Origin of the sequence: Actinacidiphila acididurans (assembly GCF_016918855.1) — a bacterium.
Taxonomy (GTDB): Bacteria; Actinomycetota; Actinomycetes; order Streptomycetales; family Streptomycetaceae; genus Actinacidiphila; species Actinacidiphila acididurans.
In genome coordinates this window covers 203,919-224,816 of the sequence record NZ_JADKYB010000005.1, presented here as the reverse complement: position 1 = coordinate 224,816, position 20,898 = coordinate 203,919, and the positions used below count along the sequence as shown (strand labels likewise).

Below are 20,898 nucleotides of genomic sequence, written 5' to 3'. Positions count from 1 at the left end.
AGACCCGCGGCGGTGGGGGCGCCTGGCGGGCTGTCGGCCTGGTGATCAGGCGGTGCGCGAGGAGCTTTCGGGAGTGTGGCAGAGGGGAGTTGACGCGCATAGATTGCGTACATGACAAGCGTGTGAACCGTACGGGTCCAGGTACGCGGGGGATGCCCGGCCGGGGTCAGTGGTGGTCGTGCGGTGGCCGGGGTCCGCCGCCCGGCTCCTGGTGGTGGTGCGCGTGACCGCCGGAGCCGGGACCTGCGGCCGGGGCCGTATCGCCGCCGGCCCGGGCGTGGGCGTGGTCGTGGGAGGTGTCGCCCGAGGAGGAGTCCGGCGACCCGCCCATCATCCGCAGCATCGGCCCGCCGCCGGTGCGCAGGAAACGGATCAGCAGCGCCGCGCCGAGCAGCAGGAAGACGATGTTGAGCCAGGTCGTGTAGTTCCAGCGGACGCCGCCCGCCGGGATCGTCGCGTCGGCCTGGTCCGGGACGAGCCCGGCGCCGCTGAAGACGAGTTCGACCACGTAACCGGCCACGACCATGGCGACGTAGAAGGTGCCGGCGAGGTAGAGCGCGGTGCGCAGCCCGTAATAGCGGCGATAGATGGCGAGGATCGGCAGGATCAGCAGGTCCGCGAAGATGAACGCCACCACGCCGCCGAAGCTGATGCCGCCCTTCCACAGCACGACGGCCAGCGGCACATTGCCGATCGAGCAGACGAAGGACACCACCGCCACCAGCGGCCCGAACAGCGGGCCCCACACCTTGGAGAGCACCGGGTGGCCGGAGAAGAAGAAGTGCCGCCAGAAGGAATCGGGCACCCAGGCGGCGATCGCCCCCGCGATCAGCAGCCCCACCACCAGGTCACGCAGGATGGCCGCCCACTCCATGACGAAGACGTGGGCCACCGAGGTCGTCCCGTCCCGCGACAGCAGCCGCCGCAGGAAGGAACCCTCCCCGGTCACGGACATGTCCATCGCCGCGTGGCCCTCCATGGACCCGGCCACTCCGCGGTCCGCCTGCTGCCGCGCCTCCCGCAGCAGCCTCTCCCGCAGGGTCAGCCGGAAAAGCAGCGCCAGTACGACGATCATGACGGGCCCGCCGGCGAATTCGGCGACCGTGAACTGCCACCCCATGAGCAGCGCCAGGATCACCCCGAGTTCGACCACCAGGTTCGTCGAGGCGATCTCGAACGCCATTGCCGCGGTGAAGTCGGCGCCCCTGCGGAACAGGGCCCGAGCGAGCGCCACCGCCGCGTACGAGCACGACGACGACGCCGACCCCAGCAGCGCCGCCACCCCCAGCGTCCGCGGCCGGTCGTCCCCCATCAGCCGTACGATCGTCGCCTTGCGCACCACCGCCTGCACGATCGCCGACAGCAGGAACCCAAGAATCAGCGCCCAGGTGATCTCCCAGGTCATCGCCCCGGTGATGCTCAGTGCGTGTGCTACGGCATGCATCCCTGCCCCTCTCTCCGGCCGTGCCGCCCCCGTCTCCACCTATATACCCCCGGGGGGTATGAGGGGAAGACGTTGGGTGTGCGTGTCACGAATCCGGGGCGGGGTGGGGCGGTTCGGGAGGCGCGGATCCGGGCGGCCGGGCGATGGCTGCCGGTGGCGGGGCGGAGGGCTCGGCGGCGGCGCGTGATCGGCCGGATCGGGGGAGTGGCCGCCGGTCTGGCGGTCCGTCCGTGTTCGGGCCGGTGGGGAATGTGCCCCAGGCAGGATTCGAACCTGCGACACCGGCTTTAGGAGAGCCGTGCTCTATCCCCTGAGCTACTGGGGCGGGGACGGTACGCGGCCGGATCGGCTCCGCCGTGTCGTACCGCGCGTGCCGGGGCCCGGCCGGGCCCGCCCGACAGCGTACCGGATCGGGGTCCGGCCGAGCGCGGCGGTTTCGGGGGTGCAGGGAGGGGGTGGAGGTTCAGGTGTCGGGAAGGGGGGCGGGGGTGGGTGGGTGCGGGTGCGGGAATAGCCGGGAGCCGTCCCCTGTTCGGGTGGTTGAACAATCAACAAACAGGACGGTGGGAGCGATGCAGTTCGGAATCTTCACGGTCGGCGACGTGACCGCGGACCCGACGACGGGACGGACGCCGAGCGAGCACGAGCGGATCAAGGCGATGGTCACCATCGCGCAGAAGGCCGAGGAGGTCGGGCTCGACGTGTTCGCGACCGGCGAGCACCACAACCCGCCCTTCGTGCCGTCGTCGCCCACGACCATGCTCGGGTACATCGCCGCGCGGACCGATCATCTGATCCTGTCCACGTCGACCACCCTCATCACCACCAACGACCCGGTGAAGATCGCGGAGGACTTCGCCATGCTCCAGCACCTGGCCGACGGCCGCGTCGACCTGATGATGGGGCGCGGCAACACCGGCCCGGTCTACCCGTGGTTCGGCAAGGACATCCGCCAGGGCATCCCGCTCGCGGTCGAGAACTACGCGCTGCTGCACAAACTGTGGCACGAGGAGGTCGTCGACTGGGCGGGCCGGTTCCGTACGCCGCTGCAGTCGTTCACGTCCACACCGCGCCCGCTGGACGGCGTGCCCCCGTTCGTGTGGCACGGCTCGATCCGCAGCCCGGAGATCGCCGAACAGGCCGCCTACTACGGTGACGGCTTCTTCGCCAACAACATCTTCTGGCCCAAGGAGCACTTCCGGCGGCTGATCGACCTCTACCGCGACCGCTTCGAGCACTACGGTCACGGCACGCGCGACCAGGCGGTCGTGGGGCTCGGCGGCCAGGTGTTCATGCGGCAGAACTCGCAGGACGCGGTGCGCGAATTCCGGCCGTACTTCGACAACGCCCCGGTGTACGGGCACGGGCCCTCCCTGGAGGAGTTCACCGAGCAGACTCCGCTGACCGTCGGCTCGCCGCAGCAGGTCATCGAACGGACCCTGAGCTTCCGGGAGACCTTCGGCGACTACCAGCGGCAGCTCTTCCTGATGGACCACGCCGGCCTGCCCCTCAAGACCGTGCTGGAACAGCTCGACATCCTGGGCGAGCAGGTCGTCCCGGTGCTGCGCGAGGAGTTCGCCAAGGGCCGGCCGGCCGAGGTCCCGGACGGCCCCACCCACCAGGCGCTGGTCACCCGGCGCGACACCGAGGCGCGCGAGCAGGAGGTGACGGCATGACGACGGCAAGCAACGACGCGGTGACGCACCGTGCTACAGGCGCTGATACGGGCGTCGCGCGCACGCTCGTGGTGGTGACGGCCGGCCTCAGCCAGCCGTCCTCCACCCGGCTGCTCGCCGACCGCCTCACCGACGCCACCCGCCGCCAGGTCACCGGTACGAGTGACCTGACCGTCAGGGTGATCGAACTGCGCGCCCTGGCGACGGACATCGCGCAGAGCATGGTCACCGGCTTCCCGGGCCCTGCCCTGCGCGACGCCTTGGACGCGGTGACGTCCGCCGACGCGCTGATCGCCGTGACCCCGGTGTTCACCGGCTCCTACAGCGGGCTGTTCAAGTCGTTCTTCGACGTGATCGACAAGGACGCGCTGGCCGGCACGCCGGTGCTGATCGGCGCCACCGGCGGCACCGCCCGCCACTCCCTCGTCCTGGAACACGCGATGCGGCCGCTGTTCAGCTACCTGCGCACCGTCGTCGTACCGACAGCGGTGTACGCCGCCTCGGAGGACTGGGGTACGGGCGGCGGCGACCACGACCTCGCCGCCCGCATCGACCGCGCCGCCGCGGAACTGGCGGCACTGATGCAGGCGCGGTCACCTGCACGGGTGACCGAAGAGGCAGTGGTGCCGTTCGCGCAGCAGCTTGCCGCCCTCGCGGTGGACGGGTGACTTCCGCGGCGCGTTGTTGACGCCGGCGCGGATCACTCCGGACGAGTGGCGCAGCATTTGACAGCACAGCCCGAAGGGGCCGGCCCGGACCACGAATCCGGCGCCGGCCCCTTTCCGCTGCCCGGGTTACCGGCACGTCGCAGTGGCCTCCCCCGCCACCTGCGCGTTCTCGTACCGCGAGGCCGTTACGACTCGAACTCCCCCACATGGCGGACCCACGGGGTTGCCCTTAGCGTGGGGCGAAGGGACAGGGGGGCGCGCATGTGCGCCGAGGAGACCTACGTCATGGCCCGAAGCACCCACGACACCTCCACACCCGCAGCCACGGCAGGCGACCGCGCTGATGCCGTGGTCGACCACCGCTGGCTGGTGCTGTGCGTCATCGGCCTCGCGCAGCTCATGGTGGTGCTCGACGCCACGATCGTGAACATCGCCCTCCCCTCCGCCCAGCGCGCCCTCGGCTTCTCCGACGGCGACCGGCAGTGGGTGGTGACGGCCTACGCCCTGGCGTTCGGTTCGCTGCTGTTGTTCGGTGGCCGACTCGCCGACCTGGTCGGACGCAAGAGGACCTTCCTGATCGGCCTGGTCGGCTTCGCCGTCGCGTCGGCCATCGGCGGCGCGGCGCCCAGCTTCGAGATCCTGATCATGGCCCGCGCCCTGCAGGGCGCCTTCGGCGCGGTCCTCGCCCCGGCCGCCCTGTCGCTGCTGACCACCACCTTCACCGACGCCAAGGAACGCGGCAAGGCGTTCGGCATCTACGGCGCCATCGCCGGCGCCGGAGCCGCCGTCGGCCTGCTCCTCGGCGGCATCCTCACCGAATACCTCGACTGGCGCTGGTGCCTGTACGTCAACCTTCTCTTCGCCGCGGCCGCGTTCTTCGGCGGCATGCGCCTGCTGCGTTCGGGCACCCTGCCCGACCGGCCCTCGCTGGACGTCCCGGGCACCCTCATCGTCTCCACCGGCCTGTTCTGCATCGTCTACGGCTTCTCCAACGCCCAGCGCCACCACTGGAACGCCACCAGCACGTGGGGCTTCCTGCTCGCCGGGGTTGTCCTGCTGGTCGCCTTCGTGCTGTGGCAGCGGCGCGCCAGGCAGCCGCTGCTGCCCATGCGCGTGGTGGGCGACCGTGACAGAGGGGCGTCGTACATCGCCATGTTCCTGTCCGGCGCCGGGATGTTCGGGGTGTTCCTGTTCCTGACCTTCTACCTGCAGCGCACGCTTCTGTACTCGCCGATCAAGACCGGCGTCGCGTTCCTGCCGCTGGTCGGCATCCTGGTGATCACTTCCCTGGTGACGACCAATGTGCTCGTGCCGCGACTGGGCGCCAAACCCATTGTGCCCACCGGCATGCTGCTGTCCGGCGGTGCCATGGCGTGGCTGACCGCGCTGGACCGCAACAGCACGTACGCCGCCCACGTCCTTCCGCCGCTGCTCCTGCTGGGTCTGGGGCTCGGCCTGATCTTCGCCACCTCGATGAACCTGGCGACGGCCGGCGTGAAACCGCGCGACGCCGGGGTGGCCTCCGCCATGGTGAACACCAGCCAGCAGGTCGGCGGCTCGGTGGGCACCTCTCTGCTCAACACCCTGGCCACCAGCGCCGCCACGAACTTCCTGGTGGGCAAGCGGCCCTCCCCGGCGGTACTCCAGCAGGCCCAGCTGCACAGCTACTCAGTCGCCTATTGGTGGTCCGCGGGACTCTTCGCCTTCGGCTTCCTCGTCACCTTCCTGCTCTTCCGCCCCGGCCCCCCGCGTACCGCCCAGACGGTGCCCTCCGCCGACGAGGCCCCCGCTCCCGCCGCCATGTGACGGTTTTCCCCGGCGCCCTTTCCCGCCTCCTGGGCGCCGGTTCCGTTGCCCCGTCACCCTGGGCGTGCGGACCACATCGCGGAACACGGCGACGACAAGGTGGTCCGTACAGCTACCGTTCGCGCATGGCAGCCGACGGCACGCACTCCACCAACGCTCCGGATCCGCTGACGGCCAAGGCGACGCCTGCGCCGCCGCCGCACGTCGTCGCCTCACTCGATCAGGTGAGTGTGCGCCGCTACACCACCGGTCAGGTGATCCTCGACGACATCACCTGGACCGTGCGCGCCGGCGAGCACTGGGCGCTGCTGGGCGCCAATGGCGCCGGCAAGACGACGATCCTCCGGCTCATCGGCGCGCTCATGCACCCCACCACCGGAACGGTCGACGTCCTCGGTCACCGCCTCGGCCGTGTCGACATGCGCGAGTTGCGCGCCCGCATCGGCCTGGTCTCCTCCGCGCAGAAAGTCCCCCTGGACGCCACCGCTCACACGGTCGTGCTGACCGGCCACACCGGCACCGTGCAGCCCCTGTGGCGGAAGTACGACGCAGACGTGCGCGATCGCGCCCACGCCCTGCTGGCCGAGCTGGAGATCAAGGAGCTGGCCGACCGCCCGTACGGCGTGTGCTCGGGCGGTCAGCGTGCCCGCATCCTGGTGGCGCGTGCGCTGATGGCCGACCCGTCGCTGTTGCTGCTCGACGAACCCTTCAACGCCCTTGACCTCCCCTCCCGCGAGGACCTGATCGACGCCATGCACCGCCTCGCGGTCACCCGTACGGGTCTGGCGACGATCACCGTCACCCATCACCTGGAAGAGCTGTCACCGGCCATCGACCACGTGCTGCTCCTCAAGGAAGGCCGCGTCCTGGCGTCGGGTACGGCCGTCGACGTCCTGATCGCCGACCGCATGACCGAGTGCTTCGGCCGCCCCATCGCGGTCAGCCGCCACGAGGGGCGCTGGCTCGCCCGCTCCGGCCGCCACTGACGACCGGCGTGACGAAATCACCGCAACCAGGGCACGTCCGAGCCGTGCGGCTCGTGCAGCCCGTCGGCGATGATCCGGGAGATCTGCCCGAGGGCGGCGGTCTGCTCGGGGGTGAGCCGGTCGAAGATCGCCGTCCGGACGGCCGTCACATGCCCGGGCGCGGTACGCACGAGCTCCTCGTAACCGGCGTCGGTGAGCACGCACACCTGGCCGCGGCGGTCGGAGGCGCAGCTCTCGCGCCGCAGCCAGCCGTTGCCCTCCAGGCGTGCGACGGCGTGCGACAGCCGCGAACGGGTGATCTTGGTGCGCTCGGCGAGTTCCGTCATCCGCAACTGCCGGTCCGGAGTCTCGGAAAGGGTGCTCAGCAGCGCGTAGTACATGTGCGGGATGCCGGCATCGCGCTGAAGCTGACGGTCGAGATGGTCCTCCAGCAGGGTGGTGGCGTCCAGGAACGCCCGCCACGTGGCCTGCTCCTCCTCAGTCAGCCACTTCATGTGCTCATGGTACGAGCCTCTTGAAGCTTCAATGAGCAACGATCGGCGCTTTCGGTCACTCTCGTGTGATGTACCTCACAAGAGTGAGTCGAAATAACGGGGATCGACTCCCCGTTTAGCATGTTGAACGGAAGCGGGGAGTTGTTGTCCGGTTCCCGCTCACGTCACCCTTACGAGTGGCATGAGCCGCAACTGCACACCAGGTACCAGGGGAGGGAGCCCGTCGTGACGGTCGACATCGACACCGCGGCCGGGCCGCGTACCGCACCGGCACGCGCCGTACGACTGCGCGCGGACGCCACCCGTAACCGCGAGCGCATCGTCGCCGCCGCGAGTGAGGCCCTCGCCGAATTCGGCCCCGACGTACCCCTGGACGAACTCGCCCGCCGGGCCGGCGTCGGCAACGCCACCCTCTACCGGCACTTCACCGACCGTACGGAGCTCATCCGCCAGGTCACCCTTTCGGTGATGGCCCGCGCCACCGAGCGCGCCGAAGCCGCCCTCGCCGAGGAACCCGACGCCTTTGCCGCGTTGTGCCGTTTCGTCTTCGAAGCCGCACAGGAACGTATCGGCACGCTCTGTACGATGCTCTCCACCACCTTCGATCACCACGACCCGGCGGTTGCCGCCCAGGCCGAGCGACTGCAGAATGCCGTCGCCGCCATCATGGGCCGCGCCCAGAGCGATGGGCTGCTGCGCGACGACATCGCTGTCGGCGATGTGATGGTCGCACTGACACAACTCACCCGACCGCTGCCGGGCACCGGCTGCGTCGGCATGGACCGATTCGTCCACCGCCACCTGCAACTATTCCTCGACGGGCTGCGTGCCCCGGCAAGGTCGGTGCTGGTGGGAAGCCCCGCGACCTTGGAGGACCTCAAGGACCAGCACTGACAGCGACCACCGATAATTCGATCGCATTGTCGATCGGCAGGGCTATAGCGTTGGCAAGTTCGCCCGGGGTGTCCCAGGCCGCGGCGTGACCGCGACCAGTGCGATGACCGTACGACCCGGCGATGTCCGCGCCGACCCGAGCCCGACCCGAGGAAACGGACCGAGACCGAGAACCACCCGGATCCACCGGACCGAGACCCAACCGACGTCACCGAAGACCGCTCGTCCTCCCGGACGCCGGCGCCGGATCCCCGACCACGATCCATGGCGATCCACTGCCGGGCCCGAAGGCCGGACCGCAGCTGACACACGTCCCCACGTCCTGTCACTCCGCATCCAATTAGTGAGACCTGTCATGCCAGAAACGCTCCAGCCGGATCCAAAGCGCTGGACCGCGCTGATATTCATCGCGATCGCCCAACTCATGGTGGTGCTCGACGCCACCGTCGTGAACATCGCACTGCCGTCCGCGCAGACGGCACTGCACATCTCCGACAGCAACAAGCAGTGGGTCGTCACCGCGTACACCCTGTCCTTCGGCGGTCTGCTGCTGTTCGGCGGCCGGATCTCCGACCTGTGGGGACGCAAGAACGCCTTCATCATCGGCCTGGTCGGCTTCGCCGGGGCCTCGGCGCTCGGCGGCGCCGCCGCCAATGAGGCCATGCTCTTCGGCGCCCGCGCCCTCCAGGGCATCTTCGGCGCCCTCCTTGCGCCGGCCGCGCTGTCGCTGCTCGCGGTGATGTTCGTCGACGCCAAGGAGCGCGCGAAGGCGTTCGGCATCTACGGCGCCATTGCGGGCGCCGGCGCGGCCGTGGGCCTCATCCTCGGTGGTGTCCTCACCCAGTACCTGAACTGGCGCTGGGCACTGTTCGTCAACATCGCGTTCGCCGCGATCGCCGCTCTGGGCGCGCTGGCGTACATCCACGAGCCCGCCCAGGGCCGCAACCGCGACCGCCTCGACATCCCCGGCGTGCTCCTGGCCAGCGGCGGCCTGGTGGCGCTCGTCTACGGCTTCAGCCTGGCCTCCACGGACGGCTGGAAGGACGCCAAGACCCTGGGTCTCTTCGTCGCCTCTGCGCTGCTGCTCGTGGCCTTCGTGTTCGTCGAGGGCCGGGTCAAGGCCCCGCTGCTGCCGTTGCGTGTCGTCACCGAGCGCAATCGCGGCGGCATCTACCTGGGCCTGGGCCTGGCCGTCATCGCGATGTTCGGTCTGTTCCTGTTCCTGACCTTCTACCTGCAGCGCGTCATGGGCTACAGCGCCCTGAAGTCCGGCTTCGCGTTCCTGCCGATGGTCGCGGGCATGATCGTCGGCTCCACCCAGATCGGCGCCCGCCTGATGCTGAGGGTGCGGCCCCGTTACCTGATGGCTCCCGGCTTCCTGGTCGCCTCCCTCGGCATGCTCATCCTGGCGCAGATCAAGGTCGACTCCAGCTACGCGACCGTCCTGCTGCCCGGCCTGGTCCTGATGGGCCTCGGCATGGGTACGGCGTTCATGCCGGCGATGAGCCTGGCCACCCACGGCGTGCGCCCCGAGGACGCCGGCGTGGCCTCCGCCATGGTGAACACCTCCCAGCAGGTCGGCGGCTCCATCGGCACCGCTCTGCTGAACACCCTCGCCGCGAGCGCGACCACCTCCTGGGTTCACGTGCACGAGAAGACCAAGGCCGACCTGACGAACAAGCTCTTCGTCGCCCAGAGCAGCGTGCACGGCTATGTCGTCGCCATCTGGTGGGGCATGGGCATCCTGCTGCTCTCCTCGGTCCTGGCCTTCGTCTTCGTCAACGCCGAGGTCCAGAACCACGCCGAGCGCCCCGAGGGCGACGACGCCGCGGCCGACGCCGTGGTGCCGGTCATCGCTCACTGAGCATCTACGTCACCAGGATTCGCGGCGCCATTGCCGCGGGTTTCGTGACGACAAAGGTCCCCACTTCTCCGGATCACCCGGAGAAGTGGGGACCTTCTCGTTGCGTCGTACGAGCCGTGGCCGTCGCTGTACGCGCCTTGTGCCGCGGCCCAGGCGACGGTCAGAGGCCCTGCGGCCAGTTGTACGACGTCGGTACGTGCACCTGCTCGCCCGCCGTGCCGTAGACGACGGCGATCTCGTCGTGCGCAACCAGCTTCAGCGAGGCGGGGTCACCCGTCTGCTCCTTGCCGTTGACATAGACGTGCAGCTCCTTGCCGCCGCCCGTCTTCAGCGGGCCGAGCGCGGCCTTGCTGATCGGCACGTTCCACTCGGTCATGAACTCGCCCAGCGTGAAGTCCTTCTTCACGGGCGACTCGATGTGCACGACGCCGGAGGTGTCGTGCGTGTGCAGCGGGCTGATCCGCTGCTTGACGAGGTCGATGCCGACGTCCGCCGGCACTGTCACAGCCTTGCCGTCCACATACACGTCCAGGTGACTGTGGATGTGCAGGACTTGACCCTCCTGGCCGAGCATCGGCAGCCCGGCTGCCTGTGCCTGCGCGGTGGCGTCCGTGGGCGCCGGCCAGGAGACGGCCGAGGCCGCCGGCTTGTTGTCAGAAGGCGTCGCAATGGCGGCGGAGTGCTTCGCGCCGGAACCGCAGGCCGCCAGACTCACCGCGCCCGCGAGGGCGGCCGCGGCGATCACAATGCGTCGCTTGTGGGGGAACTGCATGAGGTGGTGATGCTTCCTGTTCAGCCGAGCTGGATGGAACGTTTTGCCAGGCCCATCCAGAAACCGTCGATGATGCTGCGCTGGTGGCCCAGATCGGACTCCGCAGCACCGAGCGTAACGAACAGCGGGGCGAAATGTTCGGTACGCGGGTGAGCCAGCTGTCCGGCCGGCGCGGTGTGCTCGAAGTCCAGCAGTGCGTCGACGTCCTGCCCGTCCAGCGCCCGCCGCCCCCAGTCGTCGAACTCCGCCGACCAACTCGGCGTGCCGTGCGCCGCGTACCGGAGCGCCGCCAGGTTGTGCGTGAAGAACCCGCTGCCGACGATCAGCACGCCCTCGTCCCGCAGTGGTGCCAGCCGCCGCCCGATCTCCAGCAGCCGTTCCGGCTCCAGCGTCGGCATCGACACCTGAAGCACCGGGATGTCGGCACCCGGGAACATCTCCACCAGCGGCACGTACGCCCCGTGGTCGAGCCCCCGGTCCGGTACGTCCTGCACCGGGTGACCGGCGCCGCGCAGCAGCTTGCGCACGTCCTCGGCGAGCGTCGGCGCACCGGGCGCCGGGTAACGGACGCGGTAGTAGTGCTCGGGGAAGCCCCAGAAGTCGTACACCAGCGGCACGGTCGTCGTCGCGCCGATCGCCAGCGGGGCCTCCTCCCAGTGGGCGGAGACGATCAGGATCGCCTTGGGACGCGGCAGGTCCGCCGCCCAGGCGGCGAGTTCTGCCGGCCATACCGGGTCGTCCGCGAGCGGCGGGGCGCCGTGCGAGAGGTAGAGCGCGGGCATGCGCTCCGGTGCCGTGGTCATCGGGACCACCTCCTTGAATGTTCAATCATACGGGAGTGGTCCACGATCCGGGCCCCGGAGCTGCGGGTCCTGCCTGGAATGCGGTCGGCCACCCGAGCCGCCGGCGCAAGGCTGCGTCAGTTCAGCGGCTTCTCGAACCACGCCACATCGTGATAGACGCCGAACTTGCGTCCCACCTGCTCGTACACCCCGATCCGCCGGAACCCGAACCGCTGGTGGATGCGTATCGACGCCTCATTCGGAAGAGTGACTCCCGCGTACGCGCGGTGAACGTCTTCACCCTCCAAAGCGTTGAACAACCGTCGGTACAGCGCAGTGCCGACCCCGCGGCCGCCCGCACCCGCCGCGAGGTAGATGCTCGTCTCCACCGACGTGCTGTACGCCGCCTTCGCGCGGAACGGGCTGCTGGTCGCGTAACCGAGGATCTCGCCCGCCGGGCCCGGCGCCCGGGCAACCATCAAGCGGTACGGGCCGTCTTCCGGGTGGGAGAGCAACCACGGCCGTCGCTCCTCCGGGGTGACCGGCACTACATCGAACGTGACGGGCGTCTCGCGGATGTAGTGGTTGTAGATCTCGGTGAGCGCGGTCAGATCGGCCTCTTTACCCGGACTGACCTGCACGTTCATACGTTCCGGCATCGCGTGACCTCACTATGCGGCGGCACAGGGTACTGCATGATCATAAAAAACAGGTGACGACATGGGAATTGTGTCCGGATTCCAGTCGTTATCCCGATCGGATGGGGCAGCCGGTAGGCAGGAGCCACAAGGAGGCGAACGCCGAAACGGGGCGGCCACCGACCCGGCAGCCCGATCCGACCGAGACCGATCGCACCTTCGTAAGGGAGCACGCATGGCAACCCGTGCCGTCGCCCGTCGTCAAGCAGGCGAGACCAGCAGTGTTCGCGCCGCAGGCGGGGAAGTCGCCGACCGCGACCTTGTCGGCATGTACCTGGACGAGATCGCGCGCACGCCGCTGCTCGATGCCGCCCGGGAGGTCGAGCTCTCCCGGGACATCGAAGCGGGCGTCTACGCCGAGCGCATACTCGCCGCCGACACCGACCTGCCCGAAAGCGCGGGCAGTGACGCCACTCGCGAGGAACTGGAGAGGCTGGTCGCCGCCGGCGAACGCGCCAAGGACATCTTCATCCGGTCCAACCTGCGGCTCGTCGTCGCCGTCGCCCGCCGCTACCCGCGCAGCGGCCTGCCGCTGCTCGACCTGATCCAGGAGGGCAACGCGGGCCTGGTCCGCGCTGTCGAGAAGTTCGACTACGCCAAGGGCTTCAAGTTCTCCACCTATGCGACCTGGTGGATCCGCCAAGCCATCACGCGGTCCATCGCCGACCAGTCCCGTACGATCCGGCTGCCCGTGCACCTGGTCGAGGAACTGGGGCGGATCCGGCGCGTGCAGCGCGAGTTCAGCCGTGAGCACGGACGGGACGCGGAGCCGGCGGAGATCGCCGCCGAACTCGGGACCAACCCCGAGCGCATCACCGACGTCCTGGACTGGGCGCGCGACCCGGTGTCGCTGAACATGTCCGTGGACGCCGAGGGCGAGACCGAGTTCGGCGACCTCGTCGAGGACGGCGCCGCGCCCTCCCCGGAGGACTCGGTGCTGGTCATGCTCCGCCGTGAGGAACTCGACGGGCTCATCGACCGCCTCGACGACCGCACCGCCTCGATCATCCGCGCCCGCTACGGGATCGTGGACGGCCGCGAGCGCACTCTTACCGAGGTCGGCAAGGAGCACGGCCTCACCCGCGAGCGCATCCGCCAGATCGAGAAGCACGCCCTGGCCGACCTCAAGCGCATGGCCCGAGCCACCGGCCTGGACTACGAAGCCGCCTGATACCGAGCCCGGCCCCGTCACGAGGCCGTGAACCCGAACCCCGGTGCACCCCCCCGCGCCGGGGTTCGGCCTGTCCCGCTCACACCCTCGGACGCCGGGGTGAGACGCTGCGACGCATGAGTGACGCGAGCCCGCAGCCCCCGGACGCCGACGAACCCGGACCGCACCCGCACGAGCCGCACCAAGAAGGTCTCGGCACCCGCCTGAACTGGCTGCGGGCTGCCGTCCTGGGCGCCAACGACGGCGTGGTCTCCACTGCGGGCCTCGTCGTCGGCGTGGCAGGCGCCACCGACTCCCGTTCCGCGCTGCTCACGGCCGGGCTCGCGGGGCTGTTGGCGGGCTCGCTGTCGATGGCCGCGGGCGAGTACGTCTCCGTCAGCACCCAGCGCGACTCCGAACAGGCAGCCCTCGCCGTGGAACGCGAAGAACTCGCCACCACCCCGCAGGCCGAACTCGACGAGCTCGCCGGCCTCCTCCAGGACCGCGGCATCAGCGCCGACCTCGCCCGCGAAGTCGCCGAACAACTCACCGCCCGCGACGCCCTGGGCGCCCACGCCCGAGTGGAACTCGGCATCGACCCCGATGAACTCGCCAACCCCTGGCACGCGGCCTGGGCCAGCTTCCTGTCCTTCACCATCGGTGCCCTGCTGCCGCTGCTGGCCATCGTTCTGCCGCCCCAGGACTGGCGCCTGGCGATCACCGTCGCCGCCGTCCTGATCGCCCTCGTCAGCTGCGGCTGGGGCAGCGCCCGCCTCGGCAGCGCCCCTGTCCGTCCCGCCGTCATCCGCAACGCCGCCGGCGGCGCCATCGCCATGGCCGTCACCTACGCGGTCGGCTCCTTGCTGGGCGCGACCGGCGTGTGAACCGCGGCCCGCGCCACCAGAATGACCCCGAGCGCCACCGCCCCCGCACTCACGAGCCCCGCCCACAGCACCGCGTGCGACCCACTGAACGTGCACGCCACGACCGCCGCAGCCGTCACCGGCAAAGTGGACTGCTGCGCCGGACCGCGCTTGGTGTGCCGCGCGTGGAGCGCCCAGACCGAGAGCAGAAATACGGCTGTCGGCAGCGTGACCGCCGCAGCAGCGCCGCGCATCGACACCCCGCTCGCACCCACCGCCTGCTCCACGGCGATCTCCAGCCCCGCCCCGATCGCCGCAGCCGAGCTGAACACGGCGAAATGACCGTAGCCCCACAAGAAGGCCTGCCGGTTGGACGCCAGGTGGCCGTGAATGGGAACGGCGAAGTAGATCCACCAAGCGGAGAACACGATCAGCAGCCCGCCGACCGCGATCGGCACGAGATCACCGAGTGCCCGGTGCGCGTCGACCGCGGACTGCACCGCCACCGTGGCGGCCGACACCGACTCACCCAGCACGATGATCGTGAACAGGCCATACCGCTCGGCGATGTGGTGCGGGTGCCAGGCTGTGGGCGCCGATCGCTCCGCCAGCGTCGGAACGGACAATTCCGCCAACGCCATCACAAGGAACGCCCACACCGGCGGCGCCCCGAGCGGCAGCAGCAAAATCACCCAGCCGACCTGGCAGACCACCACCCCGACCGCATACTTCAGCGCTGTCGCCCGCGCTCCACCGGTCTCCGACCGCGCCGCCCGTAGCCATTGCGTCACGAGCGCGAGCCTCATCACCACGTAACCGATCACGGACAGCCGGAAGTCACCGTCGTCGAACGCACGTGGCACCCCCGCGGCCAGAATCAGTGAGCCCACGATCTGCACCAGCGTTGTCACCCGGTACGGCACGTCGTCGGTGTCATAGGCCGAGGCGAACCACGAGAAGTTCATCCACGCCCACCAGATGGAGAAGAAAACCATCAGGTACCCGGTGACTCCGTGCCCTGGGTGCCCGTCACCAGCCGCATGGACCAGCCGCGCGCCTGCCTGCGCCACCGCGACCACGAAGCACAGGTCGAAGAACAACTCCAGCGGAGTGGACACCCGGTGCGACTCACCGCGACCGCGCGCCGTCATCTGCCGCAACGCCCCGCTCGCCCGCGCAGCGGCAATGGGTGCCTTCAGGGGATCACTCATGCACGCAACCTTGCGCCAGCCCACCCATTGTGTGCAGCCCAACGGGCGGGTCCCGGTGTCGCACTCCTCGGCACCCGGCCGTCACCGATCACGGATCGGCTCCGGCCCACTCAGCGAGCCCGTGCCCAGAAAGGCATCCAGCCGCTCCAGATACGGCGTGATGTCGAGGCCCTGCACCGCCAGCCAGCGGTCCGAGTAGTACTTCTCCACATAGCGCTCGCCCGGATCGCACAACAGCCCGACGACACTCCCGCGCTCGCCGCTCTCACGCATCTCGGAGATGATCCGGAACGCCGCCCATAGTCCGGTTCCGGTTGACGCGCCGGCCCTTCGCCCGAGGAGGCGTTCGAGGACGTGGACGGACGCGACGGACGCGGCGTCCGGCACCCGCATCATCCGGTCGATCGCGTTCGGCACAAAGCTCGGCTCCACTCGCTGCCGGCCGATCCCCTCGATCCGCGACGCCGTTCCCGTCGTCACCGCGGGATCGTCGTCCCGCCACCCCGCGAAGAACGCCGAGTTCTCCGGATCCGCCACGCAGATCCCCGTCGTTGCCTGCGCGTACCGGACGTACCTGGCCAGCGTCGCCGACGTGCCGCCGGTCCCCGCCGTGGCCACGATCCACGTCGGCACCGGATACCGTTCCGCCGACATCTGCCGGAAGATCGACTCCGCGATGTTGTTGTTGCCCCGCCAGTCCGTCGCCCGTTCCGCGTACGTGAACTGGTCCATGTAGTGACCGCCAGTCTCCCGGGCCAGCCTGGCCGCCGTCCCGTACACCTCGGACGGATCGTCCACCAGATGACATCGGCCGCCCTGGAACTCGATCAGGTCCACCTTCGCCCGCACCGTCCCGCGGGCCATAACGGCCACAAAGGGGACACCGATCAGCCGGGCGAAGTACGCCTCCGACACCGCCGTCGACCCACTCGAAGCCTCGATCACCGGGCGCCCCGGCCGGATCCAGCCATTGCACAGCGCGTACAGGAACAGCGAGCGGGCCAGCCGGTGCTTGAGAGAGCCGGTCGGATGCGTCGACTCGTCCTTCAGATAGAGGTCGACGCCCCAGTCCGCCGGGAGCGGCACTGACAGCAAATGGGTATCTGCCGACCGGTTGGCGTCGGCCTGGACCTTCGCCACGGCCTCGCTCAACCAGCGGCGGTACGCGAGGTCGCTTCGGTCGATGTCCGCTTCCTGCGCTGCTGCGGCCGGAGAGTTGGGTGAAGGGCCGGGCCGGGGTGTCTTCATGCGGCCAGGTATATCCGCCCGAGGCCCTCAAATCGTCACTTGGGGCATCTCCCCGCTGCCGCTTGGGTACGGAGGGTGAGCGCAGTGCGGTGCGGTTTTCGTATTCTTGAGGCATGAGCACCGTTCCAGAATCCGGTCGTACCGAGGACGGCCGCCCCGCCTCCGAATCGAGCGACGGGCCGTCCGCGGCGCCCGGCGACGGTTCTGCTACGCCGCCCCCTCGGGCCAAGGCTGCCGCACTGATCTTCGACGACCCGCTCGACCGGCCCTCGGCCGACGACTCCGACCGGGGTTGGGGGGACTCCCCTTCCGGTGCGGCGGACGACGACTTCGTCCGGTTCCTCAACGAGAAGCCCCCGCACCACCTCTGAAGCCGCCGAGCACTGCTTCGAGCGCGTGAATCCGGATGCTGCTGATGGCCTCCCATTTGCCGTTCACCGAGCACGGGCCTTTGAGACAGGATGAGTACCCAGCGAGGTCCTTCGTACCGAAGGCTCCGACGAGCGGGTTGATCACAGCATTGACCTCGGCGTTCACAACGCTCGTGAACGCCGCACCCATCACCACCGCAACCGCCGGATCGATCACGTTCCCCCGCACGACGAAATCCTTGAGCCCCGCCAGCAGACACGGCTTGCTCGCCTCGCTCAATCGACTGCGCCTTGCCTGAACCCGGCGTGACTGAACGATGGATTCCGCCGTCCAAGCCAGTCGAGGAGCGGGCTGTCCAATCGCCTTCCACGGACGGGTGATTCAGCACCATGTCACCGCCAAGGGAGACGCTGTCGAGGCACCGGACAACGCGGCGGCGGTGAGGCGCGGCACCGACAGGACGACCAGCGCACCGCTCGTACCCCCGCTGTCTACCGTGACGGGCGCCTGCTGTTCCTGGGCGGGCTTCGGGACGGTCACCACAGGCACGCACCGGGCAACGATCCGGCCGGCGGCCAGTACGTCCACCCGGTCGCCGGGCCGCAGTAGCGCCGCGACCGCAGCGTCTGCGATCCGTACCGGGTCCTTGACCGGGGGCGGAGGTGCGGCAGGGTAGGACGCTGCAGGATTGGGAGCGCGTGGCGGCGGGGGCGGCTGCCCCGGCGGGGCGCCCTGAGCAGCGGCGGACACCGCCAGTACGCCGGCCGCCGTTGCCAGACCTGCGGTCAGGGCGCGCCGCCTTCGGCGTACTGCCTGTCGCAGCAGTCGTTTTCCGCCACGTCCGCTCACTCTGATCGGCGGGAACATCGGCACATCACAGCGTGGAGGTGTGTACGGAAGCGGAGGCGCCAGCCCGAGAGCGGAATCCGAAGGCGGCTCATTCGCCTGCGATGACGAAGTCGAAGAAGAAAACGGAAGGGGAGGGAAGGAGGACACGGCAAACACCGCCTGACGTGAACGACCCGACCAGGACCGGTCGGCCCGTCCACCATCGCGCAATCCCAGCCGATCCCGTTCGGGCGCCTGTGGAAAACTCCGCACCTGTGGAAAACCCGACCGCACATGCGAGTGAAATCCTGAGTGAACCTCTTCCCCGCAGGGGAATGAGGCGCGTTCTACGGGAGGGCGATCCCCGGTTCCTGGCCGCCGAGCGCCTTCTGGCACAGGCAATCGCGGTCGGCATTGTCCGGGAGCACGCGGACCACGTCGAAGAGCACATCCCGCATGCGCCCGACGTTCGCTGCGAACACCTCAAGGACTTCCTCGTGCGAGACGCCCTCGCCCGACTCCGCTCCCGCGTCCAAGTCGGTGACCAAAGTCAGCGACGTGTAGCACAACCCCAACTCACGGGCGAGCACGGCCTCCGGGTGCCCGGTCATCCCGACCACCGACCAGCCCTGCGCGGCATGCCAGAGCGATTCCGCACGAGTGGAGAAACGCGGCCCCTCCACGACGACCAGTGTCCCGCCGTCGACCGCTTCCCAGCCCGCCGTCCTGGCGGTCCGCACCGCGGCTTGCCGCCCCACCGGGCAGTACGGGTCGGCGAAGGTCACGTGCACCACGTTGGGCACCTGGCCGTCAACGCGCACCTCGCCGTCGAAATACGACTGGGCGCGTGACTTCGTGCGGTCAACGAGCTGGTCCGGTACAAGCAGGGTGCCGGGTCCGTATTCCTGCCGAAGGCCGCCTACTGCGCACGGCCCGAGGACCTGGCGTGCACCAACGGATGCCAAAGCCCACAGATTGGCCCGGTAGTTGATCTTGTGTGGCGGCAGGTGGTGCTTGCGGCCGTGGCGGGGGAGGAATGCCACCCGTCGGCCGGCCACCTGGCCGATGAACAGCGAGTCGCTGGGCATACCGTAGGGGGTCTCGATCGTGATTTCGGTCACGTCATCGAGGAAGGAGTAGAAGCCCGACCCGCCGATGACGCCGATCTCGGCCTGCGCCTGCTCTTCGCCGCTGCTTGTCACCATGATTGATCACCCTATTCCGGGTGCGCGCTTGCGGCGAACCCTCCGCCGACGAGGCAGCGGAGGGTTCGTGAAGGTCGCCGGCGTCCCGGAGGAGCGAACTGCGGCGCTCAGGCCGCAGACGTGTTGCTGGACGACGAGGAACCGGTCGACGGCGTGCTCGACGACGAACTTCCGCTGTCGGAGGACTTGCTGTCCGAACTGCCGCTGCCCTTCCCCGCCGGAGCGCTGCTGGAGGACGAGCCACGGCTGTCGGTGCGGTAGAACCCGGAACCCTTGAAGACCACGCCCACGGCCGAGAAGACCTTGCGCAGGCGTCCGCCGCAGTTGGGGCACTCGGTCAGCGCGTCGTCCGTGAACTTCTGCACCGCCTCGAGGCCCTCGCCGCACTGGGTGCACTGGTACTGGTAGGTCGGCACTTGCTCCTCCTGGCACTCTCACTCGATGAGTGCTAACGACGCTCCATAGTGCAGTATTTCCTGCCGTCAGTCCACCACGACCGGCCTACGGTGACCGATCACACCCGCAGCCGTAACCGGACGCGTCCGGGTCACCAGCCTCCCGCGCATGACGACGAGCACGCCAAGCGCCACCGCTGTCCCGGCCAGCGGCACAGTGAACCCGACATGCGAGCCGAACCGGTCGGTCAGCACACCAGCCGCCGTGACTGCCACGGCCTGGCCGAACGCGACCGACCCTGTCATCCAGGTGAACGTCTCGGTGCGGATGGCCGACGGCACCAAGGCGTCGACAAGCGTGTATCCGGTGATCAGCGCGGGCGCGACGCACAGGCCTGTCACCAGGCCGAGCGACCCCAAAGCCGGCACCGTGTGCGCCGCCCACAACGGCGCGCAGGCCAGCGCCAGGGCCACGTACGAGCCCAGCAGCCGGATCCGCGGTCCCCGTCCCCAGGAGATCGCGCCGTACACCACGCCGGCCAGCATGTTGCCGGCGGCGAAGACCCCGTAGAGAAGCCCACTGATTCCGGGGCGGCCTATCTCGTGGGCGAAGGCAGCCAGCGACACCTGCATGCCGCCGAAGACGGTTCCGATGCCCAGGAACGCCGCAGCAAGGGCGCGTACTCCAGGCACCGACAGCGCGGTCGGATGATCAGTCCGAGTCCCGGTCGCCATGCGTTGCGGCACCGAAGTTGTATTCCGTTGCGCCGCGAACAGGATGCCACCCGCCAAGGTGAGTGCCCCCTCCGCGCACAGTCCTGCCGCCGGATGCACACCGGTACACAGTGCGGTGGCGAGTACGGGTCCGATCACGAAGGTGAACTCGTCGGTGACCGACTCGAAAGCCGCCGCAGTGGTGACCAGCGAGGGGTGTGCCCCCTGCAAGGCCGCTGCCCAACGGGCTCGCACCATCGGTCCGATCTGCGGGACCGTGGCACCAGCTGGTACGGCCGCAGCGAGGAGTGCCCAAACCGGCGTCTGCGCCAGGGCGAGGGCGATGAGCCCCGCGACCGACGCCGAGTGCAGCACGACGCCTGGAAGCAGCACAGTCCGCTGGCCGTACCGGTCGGCGAGACGTCCTGCCCGCGGGGCGCACAACGCCATCGACACTCCGGTGACGGCCGCGACAGCGCCGGCCGTGCCGTATGAGCCGGTGGTGTGCTCGACGAGCAGCACCAAGCTGATGGTGAGCATGGCGAACGGCTGACGGGCGGCGAAGCCCGGCAGGAGGAATGTCCACACGTCAGGCGTGCGCAGAAGCTGCCGGTAACCGGGCTTTCCGGCTGTGCTCGCCGCTGGTGCGTCGGCCGACGGCGTGGAGGTGGGCACCTTGGATGCCACTTACTGAACTTTCTGCCGCCTGGTAGCGCACGCACGGGTCACCGTGTCGTTGCGCCGAAGACCGTCCGCTTTGCGCGGGTCACCCGCGCCGGTCCTGCATCAGGCAGAGGTCGTACTCAACAAATGCCTGATCATCGTACG

At 69.3% G+C, this 20,898-nt stretch carries 20 protein-coding genes and 1 tRNA gene; 9 read left to right on the top strand and 12 right to left on the bottom strand.

Going from position 1 to position 20,898, the window contains the following annotated elements; translation table 11 throughout:
- Positions 1 to 166 precede the first annotated feature (166 nt).
- Together ITX44_RS11215 and ITX44_RS11210 are read right to left on the bottom strand one after the other, a co-directional pair.
- On the bottom strand, positions 167 to 1,444 hold the full coding sequence (locus ITX44_RS11215) for a permease (RefSeq protein ID WP_205356961.1): 1,278 nt from the start codon (positions 1,442 to 1,444) through the stop codon (positions 167 to 169).
- A 252-nt stretch (positions 1,445 to 1,696) separates the two neighbouring features.
- Positions 1,697 to 1,769, bottom strand: a tRNA-Arg gene (locus tag ITX44_RS11210).
- Positions 1,770 to 2,016: 247 nt separating this feature from the next.
- Between ITX44_RS11210 and ITX44_RS11205 the strand changes: the two genes are divergently transcribed.
- From ITX44_RS11205 to ITX44_RS11190, 4 genes are all read left to right on the top strand, one after another.
- Positions 2,017 to 3,120, top strand: a complete 1,104-nt coding sequence (locus ITX44_RS11205) for an LLM class flavin-dependent oxidoreductase (RefSeq protein WP_205356960.1) — start codon at positions 2,017 to 2,019, stop codon at positions 3,118 to 3,120.
- Positions 3,117 to 3,788, top strand: a complete 672-nt coding sequence (locus tag ITX44_RS11200; protein ID WP_205356959.1) for an FMN reductase — start codon at positions 3,117 to 3,119, stop codon at positions 3,786 to 3,788. The genes ITX44_RS11205 and ITX44_RS11200 overlap by 4 nt, the downstream gene beginning before the upstream one ends.
- 285 nt (positions 3,789 to 4,073) lie before the next feature.
- On the top strand, positions 4,074 to 5,594 hold the full coding sequence (locus ITX44_RS11195) for an MFS transporter (RefSeq protein ID WP_205356958.1): 1,521 nt from the start codon (positions 4,074 to 4,076) through the stop codon (positions 5,592 to 5,594).
- Positions 5,595 to 5,719: 125 nt separating this feature from the next.
- Positions 5,720 to 6,580: an ABC transporter ATP-binding protein gene (locus ITX44_RS11190; protein ID WP_205356957.1), complete on the top strand. Its 861-nt coding sequence runs from the start codon at positions 5,720 to 5,722 to the stop codon at positions 6,578 to 6,580.
- Between the two features lie 17 nt (positions 6,581 to 6,597).
- Here ITX44_RS11190 and ITX44_RS11185 read toward each other — a convergent pair whose 3' ends face one another.
- Positions 6,598 to 7,074 carry a MarR family winged helix-turn-helix transcriptional regulator gene (locus ITX44_RS11185; protein WP_205356956.1) on the bottom strand — a complete coding sequence of 159 codons (477 nt, stop codon included), beginning with the start codon at positions 7,072 to 7,074 and terminating at the stop codon, positions 6,598 to 6,600.
- Between the two features lie 225 nt (positions 7,075 to 7,299).
- On the opposite strand from ITX44_RS11185, the gene ITX44_RS11180 reads away from it, so the two are divergent.
- Complete coding sequence (locus tag ITX44_RS11180; protein WP_307795207.1) at positions 7,300 to 7,968, top strand: TetR/AcrR family transcriptional regulator; 669 nt, start codon at positions 7,300 to 7,302, stop codon at positions 7,966 to 7,968.
- 355 nt (positions 7,969 to 8,323) lie between these two features.
- Entirely contained in the window at positions 8,324 to 9,832 is a 1,509-nt protein-coding gene (locus tag ITX44_RS11175) for an MFS transporter (protein WP_205356954.1), read from the top strand.
- Between the two features lie 160 nt (positions 9,833 to 9,992).
- Here the strand turns inward: ITX44_RS11175 and ITX44_RS11170 are convergent, their stop codons facing one another.
- From ITX44_RS11170 to ITX44_RS11160, 3 genes are all read right to left on the bottom strand, one after another.
- Entirely contained in the window at positions 9,993 to 10,604 is a 612-nt protein-coding gene (locus ITX44_RS11170) for a hypothetical protein (RefSeq protein ID WP_205356953.1), read from the bottom strand.
- 20 nt (positions 10,605 to 10,624) lie between these two features.
- Complete coding sequence (locus tag ITX44_RS11165; RefSeq protein WP_205356952.1) at positions 10,625 to 11,407, bottom strand: dioxygenase family protein; 783 nt, start codon at positions 11,405 to 11,407, stop codon at positions 10,625 to 10,627.
- A 116-nt stretch (positions 11,408 to 11,523) separates the two neighbouring features.
- Positions 11,524 to 12,045, bottom strand: a complete 522-nt coding sequence (locus ITX44_RS11160; RefSeq protein WP_205356951.1) for a GNAT family N-acetyltransferase — start codon at positions 12,043 to 12,045, stop codon at positions 11,524 to 11,526.
- Positions 12,046 to 12,259: 214 nt separating this feature from the next.
- Between ITX44_RS11160 and ITX44_RS11155 the strand changes: the two genes are divergently transcribed.
- Both ITX44_RS11155 and ITX44_RS11150 read left to right on the top strand, forming a co-directional pair.
- Positions 12,260 to 13,255, top strand: a complete 996-nt coding sequence (locus tag ITX44_RS11155; protein ID WP_205356950.1) for a sigma-70 family RNA polymerase sigma factor — start codon at positions 12,260 to 12,262, stop codon at positions 13,253 to 13,255.
- A gap of 116 nt (positions 13,256 to 13,371) precedes the next feature.
- Positions 13,372 to 14,118 carry a VIT1/CCC1 transporter family protein gene (locus ITX44_RS11150; RefSeq protein WP_205356949.1) on the top strand — a complete coding sequence of 249 codons (747 nt, stop codon included), beginning with the start codon at positions 13,372 to 13,374 and terminating at the stop codon, positions 14,116 to 14,118.
- Here ITX44_RS11150 and ITX44_RS11145 read toward each other — a convergent pair.
- Positions 14,079 to 15,308 carry a low temperature requirement protein A gene (locus tag ITX44_RS11145; protein WP_205356948.1) on the bottom strand — a complete coding sequence of 410 codons (1,230 nt, stop codon included), beginning with the start codon at positions 15,306 to 15,308 and terminating at the stop codon, positions 14,079 to 14,081. The two genes, ITX44_RS11150 and ITX44_RS11145, sit on opposite strands and share 40 nt — an antisense overlap.
- Positions 15,309 to 15,389: 81 nt before the next feature.
- Entirely contained in the window at positions 15,390 to 16,556 is a 1,167-nt protein-coding gene (locus tag ITX44_RS11140; RefSeq protein WP_205356947.1) for a PLP-dependent cysteine synthase family protein, read from the bottom strand.
- A 113-nt stretch (positions 16,557 to 16,669) separates the two neighbouring features.
- Here ITX44_RS11140 and ITX44_RS11135 point away from each other — a divergent pair, with 113 nt between their 5' ends.
- On the top strand, positions 16,670 to 16,927 hold the full coding sequence (locus ITX44_RS11135) for a hypothetical protein (protein ID WP_205357219.1): 258 nt from the start codon (positions 16,670 to 16,672) through the stop codon (positions 16,925 to 16,927).
- On the opposite strand, the gene ITX44_RS11130 is transcribed toward ITX44_RS11135, so the two are convergent.
- The 4 genes from ITX44_RS11130 to ITX44_RS11115 form a co-directional block, all read right to left on the bottom strand.
- On the bottom strand, positions 16,899 to 17,207 hold the full coding sequence (locus ITX44_RS11130) for an MscL family protein (protein ID WP_205356946.1): 309 nt from the start codon (positions 17,205 to 17,207) through the stop codon (positions 16,899 to 16,901). The two genes, ITX44_RS11135 and ITX44_RS11130, sit on opposite strands and share 29 nt — an antisense overlap.
- An 896-nt stretch (positions 17,208 to 18,103) precedes the next feature.
- Positions 18,104 to 18,961 (bottom strand): S-methyl-5'-thioadenosine phosphorylase, encoded by an 858-nt coding sequence (locus tag ITX44_RS11125; RefSeq protein WP_205356945.1) that lies wholly within the window; start codon positions 18,959 to 18,961, stop codon positions 18,104 to 18,106.
- A gap of 107 nt (positions 18,962 to 19,068) precedes the next feature.
- Positions 19,069 to 19,377 carry an FmdB family zinc ribbon protein gene (locus tag ITX44_RS11120; protein ID WP_205356944.1) on the bottom strand — a complete coding sequence of 103 codons (309 nt, stop codon included), beginning with the start codon at positions 19,375 to 19,377 and terminating at the stop codon, positions 19,069 to 19,071.
- A 66-nt stretch (positions 19,378 to 19,443) separates the two neighbouring features.
- Positions 19,444 to 20,592, bottom strand: a complete 1,149-nt coding sequence (locus tag ITX44_RS11115; RefSeq protein WP_372440875.1) for an MFS transporter — start codon at positions 20,590 to 20,592, stop codon at positions 19,444 to 19,446.
- Between the last annotated feature and the right edge of the window lie 306 nt (positions 20,593 to 20,898).